Source organism: Streptomyces sp. NPDC050743 (assembly GCF_044456925.1).
Classification (GTDB): domain Bacteria; phylum Actinomycetota; class Actinomycetes; order Streptomycetales; family Streptomycetaceae; genus Streptomyces.
Genome location: NZ_JBITGJ010000023.1, coordinates 115104 through 130494 on the forward strand (window position 1 = coordinate 115104; position 15391 = coordinate 130494).

The window sequence follows — 15391 nt, forward strand, 5'->3', positions numbered from 1 at the left end:
ACGGCCGCCGGTACGGTCACCGTCCCCCATGCCGGTCGTCGCTCGTGCGTCTCGCGGCCGCCGTCGGCGCAGGCGCTGCATGGCCGCCGGTACCGCCCCTACGACCCGCCCCGCTCGCCCGCCCCCGCCCCCCCACGACCCGCGGCCGCCGACGGTGAGGGTGGCCCACGGGAAAGTCCAGCCCTCCAGTAGGCGGTGACGGGCGGTGCGTGGGTGGGTGAGCGATGGGCGAGTGCGGCACAGGGTCAGAACGCAGGGCGCTCGGGATCCAGCACGGCCAAGCCCTCCGCAGGAGACGACGCCTCGGCGAAGTGCCTGCGCGGAATCCGCCCGGCCAGCCGAGCCAGCCGACCCCCCTCCACGGCATGCCTCATCGCCGCCGCCATGAGCTCCGGCTCCTGCGCCCGGGTCACGGCGGAGGCGAGCATCACCCCCGCACACCCCAGCTCCATGGCCAGCGCCGCATCGGACGCCGTACCGGCCCCCGCGTCCAGGATCACCGGCACGCGTGCGTGCTCGACGATCAGCTGGAAGTTATGGGGATTGCGGATCCCGAGCCCGGACCCGATCGGCGACCCCAGCGGCATGACGGCCGCACAGCCCACATCCTCCAGCTTCCGCGCCAGCACGGGATCGTCGTTGGTGTACGGCAGCACCGTGAACCCGTCGTCGACCAGCGTCTCCGCCGCCTCCAGCAATTCCACCGGATCCGGCAGCAGCGTCCGCTCGTCGGCGATGACCTCCAGCTTGATCAGATCCGTGCCCAGCGCCTCCCGCGCCAGCCGCGCGGTCAGCACGGCCTCGCCCGCGGTGAAACAGCCCGCCGTGTTCGGCAGCACCCGGATGCCCAGCCTCTCCAGCACCGACAGCACCGAACCGTGCACGGAGGGGTCCACCCGCCGCATCGCGACCGTCGTCAGCTCCGTACCAGAGGCGACCAGCGCCCGCTCCAGCACCTCCAGGCTGGGCGCACCGCCCGTGCCCATGATCAGCCGCGACGAGAAGGTCGTACCCCCGAGGACCAAGGGATCGTCGGCCATGGCTCAGCCTCCCTGGACGGCGGTGAGGACTTCGACCCGGTCGCCCTCGGCCAGCGCCGTGGCCGCCCACTGCGCGCGCGGGACGACGGTCTCGTTGACGGCGGCGGCCACCCCGGAGGGCGACGGGGCCAGCGACCGTACGACGATGTCGAGAGCGGTGCCCGGAACGATCTCCCGGCGCTCTCCGTTGACGGAGATCGAGATGCTCATGCGGGCTGCTCCATGAGGACGGCGGCGCCGAAGCGCTGCGGCGTGAAGGGACGGGCTTCTTCCGGCAGCCGGCCGTTCGCCAGCACCTCGGCCATCACATCCCCGGTGACCGGCGTGAGCAGCACCCCGTTGCGGTAGTGCCCGGTGGCCAGCAGCAGACCGTCGAGCCCGGACGGGCCGAGCAGCGGCGCGTTGTCGGGCGAGCCCGGGCGCAGCCCGGCCCGGGTCTCGGCGAGCGGCAGTTCGGTGATGCCCGGCACCAGCTCATGGGCGTCGCGCAGCAGTTCGTACACGCCACCCGCGGTGACGGTCGTGTCCCAGCCCAGCTCCTCGCTGGTCGCGCCGACGACGAGTTCGCCGTTCTCGCGGGGCACCAGGTAGACCTGGCTGCCGCGGACCACGGCCCGCACGGTACGGCTGAGGAAGGGCGCGTACCGGCGCGGCACCGTCAGCCGCAGCACCTGCCCCTTCACCGGCCGCACCGGCGGCAGCAGCGCCTCCGGCACGCCCGCGAGCCGTCCGCTCATGCTTCCTGCCGCGAGCACCACCCGCCCGGCACGCAGCTCGGTGCCGTCCGCGGTGGTCACCCCGGCGGCCCGGTCCCGTACGACGTCCAGCCGCACGGCCCACGCGCGGTGGAACTCCACGCCGGCCCGCTCACATGCGGTCACCAGGGCCGCCGCGAGCCGCCGCGGGTCGATCTGGTGGTCGCCGTCGACCCGCAGCCCGCCGCGCACTCCGGGCGCCAGCATCGGCTCCAGGCGCCGGCACTCCCGCCCGGACAGCCACTCCGAGTCCAGACCGGAGCGCTGCTGCAGGGCGTGCAGTTCGCGCAGATGGGCGCGGTCGTCGGCGTCGAGCGCGACCGCGAGGGTGCCGCAGCGGCGGTAGCCGAGGTCGTGGCCCGTCAGCTCGGTCAGCTCGGCCGCGAAGTCCGGGTAGCGGCGGGCCGATTCCAGGTTCAGGGCGAGCAGCCGCTCCTCGCCGTAGTGCAGTTCGGTGACCGCGGCCAGCATCCCGGCCGCGACCCGCGCGGCCCCGCCGCCGGGCTCGGGGTCCACCACGGCGGTCGCGAGCCCGCGCTGCGCCGCGCGCCAGGCCGTGACCAGGCCGATGATTCCGCCCCCGATGACGAGAACGTCGGACGTACGTGACGACATGGGCGTCCAGCCCCTCCCTTCGCCGGCATGACCCGGATCAGGTTCGTACGGTCGGAGGCCGCCAGCCTCCCTCTCAGCCCGGTGCGTCCGGGCTCCCGCGAGTGCTTGTACGGTGGCCAGCCTAGCCCGCCCCGCTCGTCACTCGTAAGGGAGCCCCTGCCCATGGCCCGGTCGCTCGACGGACTGATCCTCGCCCCCGTGGCGGACCAAGCCCCAGGTCAGGTGGGTACCCGCACCCGGTTCGCGTACCACGAGAAGGACGGCGAGATCTGGGCCGAGTACGCGGGCGGCGATGTCGTACGCGGTCATCTGGTCGGCACCCGGGAGGGCGACCGGCTGGACTTCCGCTACGTCCAGCTGAAGACCGACGGGACGACCTCCTCGGGGCACTGCGTCTCCACGGTCGTGGAGCTGCCGGACGGGCGGGTGCGGCTGGAGGAGACCTGGGAGTGGGAGTCCCAGGCGGGCGCCGGTACGAGCGTTGTGGAAGAGGTCACCGGGCACGCCCGCTGACTGACGCGTTGTCACGTGTCTATGGTGATCGGGTGAGCGAGCAGACAGCGCAAGGGGGCACGTCAGCGGGGCGGCGCGTGGTCGTCGTGGGCGCGGGCATGGCCGGGGTGCAGACCGCGGTCGCGCTGCGGGAGCAGGGCTTCAAAGGCCCCGTCACCGTGATCGGCGCGGAACCGCACCAGCCGTACGACCGGCCGCCCCTGTCGAAGGCCGTGCTGCTCGGCAAGGCCGAGGACTCCGCCTTCGACGTGGACTTCGAGTCCCTCGGCGTCGAACTGCGGCTCGGCTGCGAGGTGCTGGGCCTGCGCCCCGCCGAGCACGAGCTGGAGACCGAGGCGGGCCCGGTGGCGTACGACGTCCTGGTCCTCGCCAGCGGAGCCGAGCCGATCACCCTGCCCGGCACCGAGGGGGTGCCCGGCGTGCATCTGCTGCGCACCCTGGACGACGCCGAACGGCTGAAGCCGGTGCTCGCCCGGCAGCACGAGATCGTGGTCGTCGGGGCCGGCTGGATCGGCGCCGAGTTCGCCACGGCCGCCCGCGAGACCGGCTGTGCGGTGACCGTCGTGGAGGCCGCCGACCGTCCGCTCGCCGGCGCCCTGCCCGCCGAGGTCACCGCGCCCATGGCCGCCTGGTACGCCGACGCGGGTGTGGAACTGCGCACCCACGCGCGCGTGGAGCACATCGAGCCCGGCGCGGTCGTGCTCGCCGACGGTACCCGGCTGCCCGCCGACGCCGTCGTCGTCGGCATCGGCGCCCGCCCCGCCACCGGCTGGCTGGCCGGCTCCGGCGTGGAGCTGGGCCCGCACGGGGACGTCCTCGCCGACGACCGGCTGCGCACCTCGGTCGAGGACGTGTACGCCGTCGGCGACTGCGCCTCCTTCCCCTCCGCCCGCTACGGCGAACGGCTGCTCGTCCACCACTGGGACAACGCCCTGCAGGGCCCGCGCACGGTCGCCGCGAACGTCCTCGGCGAGACCCCGGCGGTCTACGACCCGGTGCCGTACTTCTGGTCCGAGCAGTTCGGCCGGTTCGTGCAGTACGCCGGCCACCACGCCGCCGCCGACCACCTGGTCCGGCGCGGCGACCCGGAGAGCCCGGCCTGGACGGTCTGCTGGCTGCGCGAGGACCGCCTGGTGGCCCTGCTGGCGGTGGGCCGACCGCGTGATCTGGCGCAGGGCCGTCGGCTGATCGAGGCGGGCCGCCGGATGGACGCGCAGGCCCTGGCGGACCCGGGAAAGCCCCTGAAGGACGCCACCGCCGACTAGCCACGACCTCCCGCCCGGACCTGCCTGACTTCCGACTGTCAGTGCGGGATGGCAGGCTTGTCCTGTGACCGAGATTGACGCAAAGATCGATGCTCTCGTCCCCGCCTGGCTCACCCTCCCCGACATCGCCGAACAGCTCGGCGTCGAGGTGACGCGTGTGCGGCAGCTGGTCAAGGAGGGCCAGCTCATCGCCGTACGCCGGGGTGAGAACCGCGCACTGCACGTTCCCGCCGCCTTCATCGACGGGGACAAGGTCGTCAAGGGCCTGTCCGGCACCCTGACGCTCCTGCGGGACGACGGCTTCACGGTCGAAGAGATGATCGAGTGGCTCTTCACCCCGGACCCGACCCTGCCCGGCACCCCCGCGCAGGCTCTGAGCGAGAATCGCGGCACGGAGGTGAAGCGCCGCGCCCAGGCGCTCGCCGTCTGAGCCTCATCGCACATGAGGGGTGGCGTGCGGGCCGTCGTGGCCCGTACGCCACCCGCCGAAGCCGCCAGGGACACCGACCAGGGGGGACCCACGTATGTCCGACACCGCACGCGCCGCGCTCGCCGACGCCCGCCTGTACCTGTGCACGGACGCGCGCACGCGTCAGGGCGACCTTCCCGAGTTCCTGGACGCGGTCCTGGCCGGCGGTGTCGACATCGTGCAGCTGCGCGACAAGGGCATGGAGGCCGCCGAGGAGCTGGCGCACCTGGAGGTCTTCGCGGACGCCTGCGCCCGGCACGGCAAACTCCTCGCGGTGAACGACCGCGCGGACGTCGCCCACGCCGCCCGCGCCGACGTGCTGCACCTCGGCCAGGGCGACCTGCCGGTCCCCGCGGCCCGCGCCATCCTCGGCGACGAGGTCCTGATCGGCCGCTCCACGCACGCCGAGTCCGAGGCCGCCGCGGCCGCCGGGCAGGAGGGCGTGGACTACTTCTGCACCGGCCCCTGCTGGCCCACCCCCACCAAGCCGGGCCGGCCCGCGCCCGGCCTCGACCTGGTGCGGTACACGGCCGGCCTGGGCACCGACCGCCCCTGGTTCGCGATCGGCGGCATCGACCTGTCCAACCTGGACGTGGTGCTGGACGCGGGTGCCCGCCGGGTGGTCGTGGTGCGCGCGATCACCGAGGCCGAGGACCCGGGAGCGGCCGCGGCGGAGTTCGCGAAGCGGCTGCGGCAGGGCTAGCCACCCGGCTTGCCGGCTTTTCTGTCCGTCTTTCTGTCCAAGGAGTGGACGGGAAAGCGACAATCAGGGTAAATCTCCGTCGTCCGGTTGGGGGACCGCTCGCCCCTGGCTAACCTGCCGGTATGGCCCTCGGAACCCCCTCCACCAGGACTGATCGCGCACGCACCGTGCGCGACATGCTCGCCACCGGCAAGACGACGTACTCGTTCGAGTTCTACGCGCCGAAGACCCCCCAGGGCGAGCGGAACCTGTGGAACGCGCTCAGGAGGGTCGAGGCCGTCGCGCCCGACTTCGTCTCCGTCACCTACGGCGCCGGCGGTTCCACGCGCACGACCACGGTCCGCGAGACGCAGCAGATCGTCGTGGACACGACGCTCACGCCCGTCGCCCACCTCACCGCGGTCGACCACTCGATCGCCGAACTGCGGAACATCATTGGCCAGTATGCGGACGCAGGGATCCGCAACATGCTCGCCGTGCGGGGCGACCCGCCCGGCGATCCGATGGGCGAGTGGGTGCCGCACCCCCGGGGAGTGACGTACGCGGCCGAGCTCGTCCGGCTCATCAAGGAGTCGGGCGACTTCTGTGTGGGTGTCGCCGCCTTCCCGGAGATGCACCCCCGCTCCGCGGACTGGGACACCGACGTCGCCCACTTCGTGGACAAGTGCCGTGCGGGCGCGGACTACGCCATCACACAGATGTTCTTCCACCCGGAGTCGTATCTTCGGCTGCGCGATCGCGTTGTGGCCGCGGGCTGCGAGACCCCGATCATTCCCGAGGTGCTGCCCATCACCAGCGTGAAGATGCTGCAACGGGTGCCCAAGCTCAGCACCGCGCTGTTTCCCGACGCCCTGAAAGAGCGGATCCTCACAGCGAAGGACGATCCGGCGGCGGTACGCTCCATCGGTATCGACTTCGCCACGGAGTTCTGCGCTCGGCTGCTCGCCGAGGGAGTGCCCGGTCTGCACTTCATCACGCTCAACAACTCCACGGCGACCCTGGAAATCTACGAGAACCTCGGCCTGCACCACCCCCCGCAGGCCTAGACCGGCCGCACCGTGATACGACACACTGCGTAACGGCCACTGGGAGAGGGGCGTACATGGGCTGGACGGTCCTCTACATCGCGTTCGGCATCGTCGCACTGTGGTTGCTGGGCGAGGTGCTGCTGCAGTACAAGGCGCGCCTTCGCTGGCGGCTGCTTGCGTTCGCCGGCTTCCTCGGGGTCGTGGTCGGTGTGCTGATGCCCTCCGTGATCGTGATCGGCATCGGCGCCATCGCCTTCGCGATCGGCCAGACCTATGTCACGCTGTCGTTCCGCCGCGGCTTCGCCGCCGGCTGGGCGGTCAAGCGCCCCGACACCGACGCCGAGGCCGAGGCGGAGGCCGAGGCCGGGGGCGGCAGCAAGCGCCGCCGCGGCAGGGCCGACCGGCACGACCCGGCGCTGGACGACCCCGAGCAGGAACTGATGGGCCCGGAGGACGGCCAGGACGCCGACCGGACCGGCTACGGCCAGGGGCACGGCGACTACGACGACTACGACCGCGACGACGTCTTCGCCCCGGCCGGCCATCCGGCCGCGGAGCCCATCGCGGCCGAGACCACCACCATCTACGAGCCGCAGCCCATGCCCGAGGACACCGGCTCCTACGGCGTCTACGGCGACACCGCCTACGCGGCCGCCGCCCAGCCCCAGGGCGCCGAGCAACAGAACTACGCCTACGACTACTCCGGCTACGGCCAGCAGGGGTACGGCTACTACGACGGCGGCCAGCAGGGCTACGCCAACTACTCCGACCCGTACATCGGCAGCCAGTCCTACGGCGGCGCCTCGTACGACACCGGCTACTCCGGGCAGTACGACCAGCAGAGCTACGCGCAGGCCCCGTACGGCGGCGGCTACGGCGAGACGCCGGCGGGCGGGGTGTGGGTGCCGCAGCAGCGCACCGACGAGACCTACGGCGGCGAACTCCCGCCGGAGCAGCCGTACCCGTACCAGAACCAGGGGCACGGGCAGGCCCAGCAGCAGCCCGGTGCCGGGTACGACGAGCAGTACCGCTTCTGAGGCCGCACCGCTTGTGAGGCCCGGTCCCGGCTCACTGGGAGCCGCGGAACTCCGGGCCCTCCACGATCAGCCCCGCCACCAGCGCGCCCGACATGCCCGAGTGCGGCAGTCCGCCGCCGGGGTGGGACCAGCCGCCGACCCGGTACAGACCGGGCAGCCGTGTGGTGTTCGCCGGATGCAGGAAACGCCCCTGGCCGGCGGCGAGGGCGGGCGCGGGCACCGCGCCGAGGAAGCCGCCGGTCTCCTCGCCGGTGTGCCGGGGGGTGCGCGCCTCCTGCCACAGGACGCGGTCCCGCAGCCCCGGAATCGCGGCCTCGGCGGCTGCGAGGAGGTGCTCGGTGTACCGCCGGGCCGTGCCGTCCTGGTCCCAGCCGGCCTCGGTCGGCACCACCGCGGACAGCACCACGGACTCGTGTCCGTCGTCCGGTCTGAGCGCCGGGTCGCCGGGGCGCAGCACGGTCACCGTGGGACGCGGGGGGTGGTCCCCGCCCGGAGAGGCCAGGAAGTCCAGCTCGGACTCCGGCGCCGGCGCGTGGACGACCGTGCGGTGCGCGGCACCGGCCTCGCGTCCGCCGCGCAGGGCCAGCAGCACGGTGAACCGCCCCGGCCAGGGGCCGAAGGGATCGGTCCGTACATCCCCGTCCCCGTCCAGCGGATGCTCCGTCAGCGTCTTCAGCCGCGCCGGGTCCACGTCCGCCACGACGTGGTCCGCCTCCGCGACCTCGCCGCCCCTCAACTCCACGCCCACCGCCCGGCCGTCCTTCTCCAGGACTCGGGTGACCTCCGCGCCGAAGACGAACTCCACCCGTCGCTTCACACAGCGCTCATACACCGCGCGCGCCAACTCCCGGATTCCGCCGCGCACATACCAGGTGCCGAAGGCGTGCTCCATGTAGGGCAGGACGGCCGCGCTCGCCGGAGTGGTCCGCGGATCGAGGCCGTGGGCGAGCACGGAACTCTCCAGCAAGGCGGCCAGGCGCTTGTCGCGCAGCTCCCAGGAGCCGATCTCGGACAGCGTGCTCGCGCGCCGCGTGCGCAGCAGCCGCTTGTGCGGGACGGCCGGATACGGCTCCTTGTCGGCCAGCACCTGCCAGTTGGGCCACAGCGGCTCCTCCAGCAGGGGCCTGCGGGTGCGGTCCCAGGCCTCCCGGGCCCGCACCAGGAACTCACCCCAGCGCTCGCCCGCGCCCCCGCCGAGCGCCTCGTCCAGGGCCGCGACCACGCCCGCGCGTGAGGCGTTCGGCAGCGACACCTCCGTGCCGTCCGCGAAGAGGTGCCGCGAGGACGGATCGACCTGGACCAGCTCGACGCAGTCCTCCAGCGGCTCCTTGCCGGTCTTGACGAACAGATCGCGGTACACGGCGGGGAGCGTCAGCAGGCCCGGGCCGGTGTCGAAGCCGAACCCGTCCCGCTCGAAGCGGCGCACCGCACCGCCGTAGGTGTCCGTGCGCTCGTACACCACCACCCGGTGGCCCGCGACGGCCAGCCGGGCGGCGGCCGCCATCGCGCCCATCCCGGCGCCGATCACCGCAATCCGTGCCATGCCTGCGACTTTATCGACCGCCACTGACAATCCGGCCCGCGGGAGGCCGGAGCCGCCCGCCGGACCGGCCCGGAAGCGTGGGCACGCGTGCGTAGGCCTGAGTATCCGTACCTAGGTTGCGAGATGAGTACGCGCGCGGATGGGCCGCGACCTGTGGGAACGGGACAGTGGAGACACGGCAAGGGGGCGCGGCCCGGCACCGCCGACACGGGGCGGCGGAACGGCGCCCGCCACCCGGCCGCTCCTTCCGCCGATCCGTGGGCGGAAGCGAGTCGGGGGACCCGGGGACGACCACCCACGGGGGACCACAGGGGGAGTGCGGGGGAACGACAGGCGCCGGTCCGGCAGCGGACCGGCGCCTTCCCTGTGGGCTCAGCCCTTTCCGCTCACGCGTCCCTGGAGGAGCCGGGAGAGCGCCGCGTGGACGTCGTCCAGGGAGCGCTCCGGCTGGAAGGACTTCCAGTCCAGCGCGGCCACCAGGACCATGCCGACCAGCGCGGCCGCCGTCAGCTGGATGTCGATCTCGTCGCTGAACTCGCCGGCCGCCACGCCCTCGCGCAGTACACCCTCGACCACCGCCACGGCCTCCTGCCGGACCACCATCAGCGTGGACTGCCAGGCCCGGTTGGTGCGCCACAGCTCGGCCACGTACAGCTGGGTGAAGGCCGGATAGCGGTCGATGAAGACCAGGCCCGCGCGGACCATCGCGTCCAGCGCGTCCACCTTGCCGCCGCCCGCCCGCGCGGTCCGCTCCGCCGCCTCCTTCAGCGAGGCGGTGAGCAGGCCCACCCCGTGCCGCAGCAGCTCCTCGAAGAGGACCGACTTGCTCGCGAAGTTGTAGTAGACCGTGCCCTTCGCGACCCCGGCCCGCTCCGCGATCTCGTCCACCGTGGTCGCGGAGAAGCCCTGCTCGGCGATGAGCGTGACGGCCGCCTCGTAGAGCTTCTGCCGGGTGGCCTCGCGGCGCGTGCTGCCGCCGGACCTGGCGCTGCTGCTTTCCATGGCCCTGATTCTCACAGGTACGCGCGCGTGCGGGGCCTCCGCCCGGTTCACAGGCTCAGTTCCGGGTGCAGTCGGTCGAGCGTCCACACCTGGCGGCGCCGGGCCGCGAGGGCGGTCAGCGCGAGCGCGCCCACGGTGAAGGCGGCGAGCACACCGCACGCCTGCCAGACCGGGCCGAGCCCGCCGCCGGTGATCAGCCGGCGCAGCGCCTCCACGATGTAGCTCATCGGCAGGAAGGGGTGGATCGCGTTGAAGAAGTGCGGGCTGGTCTGCACCGGGTAGGTGCCGCCCGCCGAGGTCAGCTGGAGCATCAGCAGCGCGAGCACCAGGATCCGGCCGGCCGCGCCGAAGCGGGCGTTCAGCCACTGCACGAGCGCCGCGAAGCAGGCCGTGACCAGGCACAGGAAGCCGATCGTGCCGGCCGCGCGGAGCATCTGCAGACCGATCGCCCAGTGCAGTACGGCCATCAGCGCGGCCACTTGGAGCACGCCCACGGCGGCCACCGGCAGCCAGCCGGCGAGCGCGATCCGCCAGGCCGGCGAACCGGCCGCCAGGGCACGCCGGTTGAGCGGCGGGATCAGCATGTAGGCGACCATCGCGCCCACCCACAGGGACAGCGGGATGAAGTACGGGGCGAATCCGGTGCCGTAGTTCGGCGCCTTGTGCAGGTCGTGGGAGGCCAGCTGGACCGGGTCGGCCATCACGCCGGTGCGCCGGTCGCGGTCCTTCTTGGCGTAGTCGGGGATCTTCCCGGCGCCGTCGTGCAGTCCGCCGGCGAGCTTCCCGGAGCCGTCGGACAGCCGGTACAGGCCGCCGTTCAGGGTCTTGGCGCCCGACGCGGCCGTGGCGATGCCGTGGTCCAGCGTGGTCGCGCCGGTCTTGGCGGTACCGAGCCCGGTGTGCAGCTTCTCGGCCCCGTCGGCGACCTTCTGAGCGCCGGTGTTGAGCTTGTCGATCTTCTTGACGGCGTCGTCGACGTCCTCGTACAGGTGCGGTGCGCGCTTTTCGAGGGCCGTGGCCTGCTTCCGCAGGGTGCCGAGGTTGTCGCGCATCGTCTTCAGGTCGCCGTCCTGGTCCGCGATCAGCGTGATGAGGTCGTCGGCGACGGTGGCCACCTCGGCGGCGGCCGTCTTGGCCCGCTTCAGGTCCGGGCAGACCGGGTCGGGGACGGTCGCGCCCTCGCAGCGCGTCCTGTAGACCTCGGACAGGACGTCCGCGTTCGCGTGGGCCGCCTTCGCGGCGCCCGGGGCGAGTTTCACCAGGACGTCGAGATTGTCCCCGACGGTCTTGGCCGAGTCCGCGACCAGGCGGGCGGTGTCCGCGATGGTCTTCTCGTTGTCCTTCAGGTAGGGGCCGGCCTTGTCGCGGACGCCGTCGACCATGCCGGCGAGGGCCTGGGTGCCGTCGGCGACCCGGCGCGACCCGTCCTGCAGGTCACCGGCGCCCTTGTGCAGCTTCTCCAAGCCCTTGGCCAGCTTGCCGCTGCCGCTCTTGGCGTCCTTCAGTCCGTCGGCGAGGTCCTTGGAGCCCTTCTCCGCCTTCCCGATACCGGTGTTCAGCCGGTCGGCGCCCTCGGCGGCCGTGACGGTCTTGTCGTGGATGTCGGAGAACGAGACGAAGATCTTGTCCAGGAAGGTGCGGGAGGCCTTGGTGGAGGCGGCCGTGCGGACCTCGTTGAAGACGGTGCGGGAGATCTGGCCGACGATGTAGTTGTTCGCGTCGTTGGTGCGCACCCGGAGGGCGCCGGTCTGCGGGGAGTGGCCGGAGCTGGAGGCGATCCGCCGGCTGAGGTCGGCCGGCATGGTCAACGACAGGTAGTACGTGCCGTTCTCGACGCCTTCGCGGGCCTCCTCGTCGCTCACCTCGTGCCACGCGAAGGTCCGGCTGTCGCGCAGTCCGTCCACGATGTCGGCACCGGCGGTGATCCTCTTCCCGCCCGCGATGGCGCCCTCGTCGTCGTTCACAAGCGCCACCGGGATGCGGTCCAGGCGGCCGTAGGGGTCCCAGAAGGACCACAGGTACAGGGCGCCGTAGAGCAGCGGCAGCACGAGGAGCGCGACCAGGGCGGCACGCGGCAGCCGTCCGCGCCCGAAGCGCCTGAGTTCGAGCACGGCCAGCCTAGGCGAGCGCATCGACGTCCTCCTTCGGGTCGCTCTCCGCGGCGCTCTGGACGTCGGCCTCGTCGCTCGTGCCGGCCTGCGCTCCGGCATCCTTCGCCCCGGTCCGTACGACGACGCAGTCGCCGGGGGCCGTGCGGCAGACGACCGCCACCGTCGTGCCCGCGCGCGCGAGCGAGCGCAGCACCTCCCACAGTCCGGCACGCTCGGCGTCGGAGAGCTTGGTGTCGATGTCGTCGACGCCGAGCAGTCCGGGCCTGCCGAGCAGCGCCAGGGCGATGGACAGGCGCAGTTCCTGGGGCCGCTCCAGGTCGCGCACGGCCGTCCGGGAGCCCTTGGGCAGCGTTTCCAGGTCGAGTCCGGCGGCGGCCAGGGCCGCGTCGACGCGCAGCCGTGCCTCGTGCACGCGCTGGGTGCGCGGGCGCAGCAGTTCGCGCAGGGAGTCGCCGAAGCGGCTCTGCATCAGAGCCCGTTCGCGCAGGTGCTCGCCGACGGTCAGGGCCGGCTCCAGGTCGGTCACCCCGGCCACGTTGGCCACCGCGCTGACGCGGCGCAGCCGGGCCATGTGCCGGGGGAGCCGGAACCCGCCGACGCAGGCCGTGCCCTCGCTGGGCTTCATCCGGCCCGTGAGCGCGAGCAGCAGACATGTGCGCCCGGAGCCGGACGGTCCCTCGATCGCGATGAGTGAGCCGGGCTCCGCGTCGAGGGTGATGCCGCGGAAGGCCCACCCCCGCGGTCCCCTGAGCCCGAGGCCCTCGGCCCTGACGTCCACGCCGTCCACAAGTCCCCCTGTGGTTCTCGTGTTTTGAACTGACTGGTCAGTGCAAAACTACGCCCGAACCTACGATCGAAGCAAAACCCCAGGTCAGAACGGATTGTCAGTGCCATACCTCACGATGGGCACATACGGCACCCGTGCCGTCACCCAGACGACAGGAGGTTCGTCATGGCCAACCCGTCCGCAGCCGCCGCCCGCCGGCGCCGCGCCACCGGCCCTGCCCCCTCACTGACCGGCCCGGCGAGCGATGTGCACCCCGTGCTCCGCCGGGCCACGGCCCCGCCCGCCGTCCTCGACCTGCTCGCCCAGGCCAGGGCCGGACTGGACGAGGCGACCGTCCTGGAAACGCCGAACGAGCGCTATGCGACGGCCCACCTCGCCGCCCTGCGCACCGCCGCCGCCGTGCTCGCCGCCCGCGGCCGCCCCGAGACCTCCCCACGCCGCCGCGCCCGGATCCGCAGCGCCTGGGAAGTGCTGCCCGAGATCGCCCCCGAACTGACCGAGTGGAGCGCGCTGTTCGCCGCTGGCGCCGCCCGCCGGGCCCGTGCCGAGGCCGGCATCCAGGGCGCCGCGAGCCGTCGCGACGCCGACGACCTGATACGGGACGTGGCGATGTTCCTGCGCATCGTCGAGCGGATGCTCGTCCTCCAGCCGGTCCTGCCCCAACCCGGCCAAGACCCGGGGGAACCGGACGGCCCGAGCGCGCGCGGTGACCTTCCGGACGCGGGCTGACCACCGGAAGTCCGGCGTTCGAGACGCGCCCGGCCGGATCCGCCCGCGGTGACCGGCAGGGCGGCGCAGGCAATAGGGTGGGACCTGAAGCGATCCAGCCCTGCCGAGGAGTCAACTGCCGTGTCGGACCCGATGCGCCCGCCCGTCTCCCACCAGCACCCTCACACGGCGTCGCTGCGCTCCGGCACCCCTCGATCCCGCGCCTCCCTGCGTACCGCCGTGGTCTGGGAGGTCCTCCAGGACGCCCTCGACCGCAGGGTCAAGGCCACGGGACGCGAGTCGCTCGACGTCCTCGACACCGGAGGCGGCAGCGGCAACTTCGCCGTGCCCGTCGCCCGGCTCGGCCATCGCGTCACCGTCGTCGACCCCAGCCCCAACGCGCTGTTCGCGCTGGAGCGCAGGGCCGCCGAGGCCGGTGTCGCCGAGCGGGTCCGGGGGGTCCAGGGCGACGCGCACGGCCTGTTCGACGTGGTCGAGCGGGGTGGCTACGACGCCGTGCTGTGCCATGGCGTCCTGGAGTACGTCGACGACCCGGCCGAGGGCATCCGCAACGCCGTCGCCGCGCTGCGCTCCGAGGGCGTCCTCAGCCTGCTCGCCGCCGGTCTCGGCGGCGCCGTGCTCGCCCGCGCCCTCGCCGGCCACTTCACGGAGGCCCGGCAGGCGCTGCAGGACCCCGAGGGCCGCTGGGGCACCGGCGACCCGATGCCGCGCCGGTTCACCGCCGAGCAGCTCACCGCGCTCGTCGAGGGTGCGGGCCTGACGGTCGGCGCCGTACACGGCGTGCGGGTCTTCGCCGACCTGGTCCCCGGCGTCCTCGTGGACACCGAGCCCGGCGCCCTGGACGCCCTCCTCAAGCTGGAGGCCGCCGCGGCCGAGCTGCCCGCGTTCCACTCCGTCGCGACCCAGCTGCACGTGCTCGGTGAGACGCCGGGTGCCGCCGAGGCCTGAGCGGACTGCCGTGACCCGCCGCTGATCAGGGCCTTGGCAGCGGATGGAGTACGCCACAAGACCCCCGATCGTGGGGTTTGCGCCGTATGATCGAGGTACACCGCCCGGCATGACGGGTCGGCCGCCGGGGAATGGAAGCCTCAGCGAGCCGGTAGGTCATGACGGATTCCGGTTGGCCAATTGGCGTAGAGGGGCGGGTTTCACGGGGGCGATTCCCTGCCTATCCTGAAGGGACCCCCCGGGTCGCCCCGGCGACTGCACGATGAGGAGGACTCCGTGCCGCTCTCGGAGCACGAGCAGCGCATGCTCGAGCAAATGGAGCGAGCGCTGTACGCCGAAGATCCCAAGTTCGCGTCGGCGCTTGAGGGAAGCGGGCTGCGTACGTACACCCGGCGGCGGGTCTACCAGGCGGTCGCAGGCTTCCTCGTGGGTATCGCGCTCCTCATGGCCGGAATGGTCGCGCAGCTGATCTGGGTCAGCGTGGTGGGTTTCCTCGTCATGCTGGGCTGTGCCGTGCTCGCCGTCACCGGCTGGCGCAAGGCCCCGAAGCCGGGCGAGCAGCCCGCGGGCGCCGTCCGCCGCCAGGTGCGGCCCAAGCGCTCCATGATGGAGCGGATCGAGGAGCGCTGGCAGCGCCGCCGAGACGAGCACGGCCATTAGCTAGCCGACCGGCGATTTCCCCGGAGACTTCCCCGGAGGCCGACAGACAACGGGTGAGGGGGGGGCCCCCCCGGGGGGGGCCCCCCCCCCCCGCGCCCCCGCCCCCGGGGGGGGCGGGCGGGGCCAAACCCCCGGCGCGGCCCCCCCCACCCCCCCCCCCGGGGGCCGCCCCCCGGGCGCCCCCGC

At 73.0% G+C, this 15391-nt stretch carries 16 protein-coding genes and 1 riboswitch; of the genes, 9 read left to right on the forward strand and 7 right to left on the reverse strand.

Going from position 1 to position 15391, the window contains the following annotated elements; all coding sequences use genetic code 11:
- Positions 1 to 245: 245 nt before the first annotated feature.
- The 3 genes from ACIBJF_RS22960 to thiO all read right to left on the reverse strand — a co-directional run bounded on the left by ACIBJF_RS22960 (position 246) and on the right by thiO (position 2410).
- Positions 246 to 1040, reverse strand: coding sequence for a thiazole synthase (locus ACIBJF_RS22960; protein ID WP_399176193.1), 795 nt, complete (start codon positions 1038 to 1040; stop codon positions 246 to 248).
- Between the two features lie 3 nt (positions 1041 to 1043).
- Positions 1044 to 1244, reverse strand: coding sequence for a sulfur carrier protein ThiS (gene thiS / locus ACIBJF_RS22965; protein WP_399176221.1), 201 nt, complete (start codon positions 1242 to 1244; stop codon positions 1044 to 1046).
- A gap of 2 nt (positions 1245 to 1246) precedes the next feature.
- On the reverse strand, positions 1247 to 2410 hold the full coding sequence (gene thiO / locus ACIBJF_RS22970; protein WP_399176195.1) for a glycine oxidase ThiO: 1164 nt from the start codon (positions 2408 to 2410) through the stop codon (positions 1247 to 1249).
- A riboswitch (TPP riboswitch) is annotated at positions 2408 to 2519 on the reverse strand. (Overlaps the previous gene by 3 nt.)
- Positions 2520 to 2572: 53 nt before the next feature.
- Between thiO and ACIBJF_RS22975 the strand changes: the two genes are divergently transcribed.
- From ACIBJF_RS22975 to ACIBJF_RS23000, 6 genes are all read left to right on the forward strand, one after another.
- Positions 2573 to 2923, forward strand: a complete 351-nt coding sequence (locus ACIBJF_RS22975) for a hypothetical protein (protein ID WP_351800343.1) — start codon at positions 2573 to 2575, stop codon at positions 2921 to 2923.
- Between the two features lie 32 nt (positions 2924 to 2955).
- Positions 2956 to 4188 carry an NAD(P)/FAD-dependent oxidoreductase gene (locus tag ACIBJF_RS22980; RefSeq protein ID WP_399176197.1) on the forward strand — a complete coding sequence of 411 codons (1233 nt, stop codon included), beginning with the start codon at positions 2956 to 2958 and terminating at the stop codon, positions 4186 to 4188.
- A 64-nt stretch (positions 4189 to 4252) separates the two neighbouring features.
- Positions 4253 to 4618 (forward strand): Rv2175c family DNA-binding protein, encoded by a 366-nt coding sequence (locus tag ACIBJF_RS22985; protein WP_055707421.1) that lies wholly within the window; start codon positions 4253 to 4255, stop codon positions 4616 to 4618.
- A 94-nt stretch (positions 4619 to 4712) separates the two neighbouring features.
- Complete coding sequence (thiE, locus tag ACIBJF_RS22990) at positions 4713 to 5360, forward strand: thiamine phosphate synthase (RefSeq protein ID WP_399176199.1); 648 nt, start codon at positions 4713 to 4715, stop codon at positions 5358 to 5360.
- Between the two features lie 122 nt (positions 5361 to 5482).
- On the forward strand, positions 5483 to 6406 hold the full coding sequence (gene metF / locus ACIBJF_RS22995; RefSeq protein ID WP_399176200.1) for a methylenetetrahydrofolate reductase [NAD(P)H]: 924 nt from the start codon (positions 5483 to 5485) through the stop codon (positions 6404 to 6406).
- A gap of 56 nt (positions 6407 to 6462) precedes the next feature.
- A complete protein-coding gene (locus ACIBJF_RS23000; RefSeq protein WP_399176201.1) occupies positions 6463 to 7425 on the forward strand; it encodes a hypothetical protein in 963 nt (320 codons plus the stop codon).
- A gap of 31 nt (positions 7426 to 7456) precedes the next feature.
- Here the strand turns inward: ACIBJF_RS23000 and ACIBJF_RS23005 are convergent, their stop codons facing one another.
- From ACIBJF_RS23005 to ACIBJF_RS23020, 4 genes are all read right to left on the reverse strand, one after another.
- On the reverse strand, positions 7457 to 8968 hold the full coding sequence (locus tag ACIBJF_RS23005; RefSeq protein WP_399176203.1) for a phytoene desaturase family protein: 1512 nt from the start codon (positions 8966 to 8968) through the stop codon (positions 7457 to 7459).
- A 372-nt stretch (positions 8969 to 9340) separates the two neighbouring features.
- On the reverse strand, positions 9341 to 9970 hold the full coding sequence (locus tag ACIBJF_RS23010; protein WP_356304768.1) for a TetR/AcrR family transcriptional regulator: 630 nt from the start codon (positions 9968 to 9970) through the stop codon (positions 9341 to 9343).
- A 47-nt stretch (positions 9971 to 10017) separates the two neighbouring features.
- Entirely contained in the window at positions 10018 to 12102 is a 2085-nt protein-coding gene (locus ACIBJF_RS23015) for a YhgE/Pip family protein (protein ID WP_399176206.1), read from the reverse strand.
- Positions 12089 to 12868, reverse strand: a complete 780-nt coding sequence (locus ACIBJF_RS23020) for an ATP-binding cassette domain-containing protein (protein ID WP_399176208.1) — start codon at positions 12866 to 12868, stop codon at positions 12089 to 12091. The genes ACIBJF_RS23015 and ACIBJF_RS23020 overlap by 14 nt, the downstream gene beginning before the upstream one ends.
- Before the next feature lie 165 nt (positions 12869 to 13033).
- Between ACIBJF_RS23020 and ACIBJF_RS23025 the strand changes: the two genes are divergently transcribed.
- From ACIBJF_RS23025 to ACIBJF_RS23035, 3 genes are all read left to right on the forward strand, one after another.
- Entirely contained in the window at positions 13034 to 13597 is a 564-nt protein-coding gene (locus tag ACIBJF_RS23025) for an SAV_6107 family HEPN domain-containing protein (protein WP_399176210.1), read from the forward strand.
- 120 nt (positions 13598 to 13717) lie between these two features.
- Positions 13718 to 14545 (forward strand): methyltransferase, encoded by an 828-nt coding sequence (locus ACIBJF_RS23030; protein ID WP_365326593.1) that lies wholly within the window; start codon positions 13718 to 13720, stop codon positions 14543 to 14545.
- Between the two features lie 276 nt (positions 14546 to 14821).
- Entirely contained in the window at positions 14822 to 15205 is a 384-nt protein-coding gene (locus ACIBJF_RS23035) for a DUF3040 domain-containing protein (protein ID WP_399176212.1), read from the forward strand.
- Positions 15206 to 15391 lie beyond the last annotated feature (186 nt).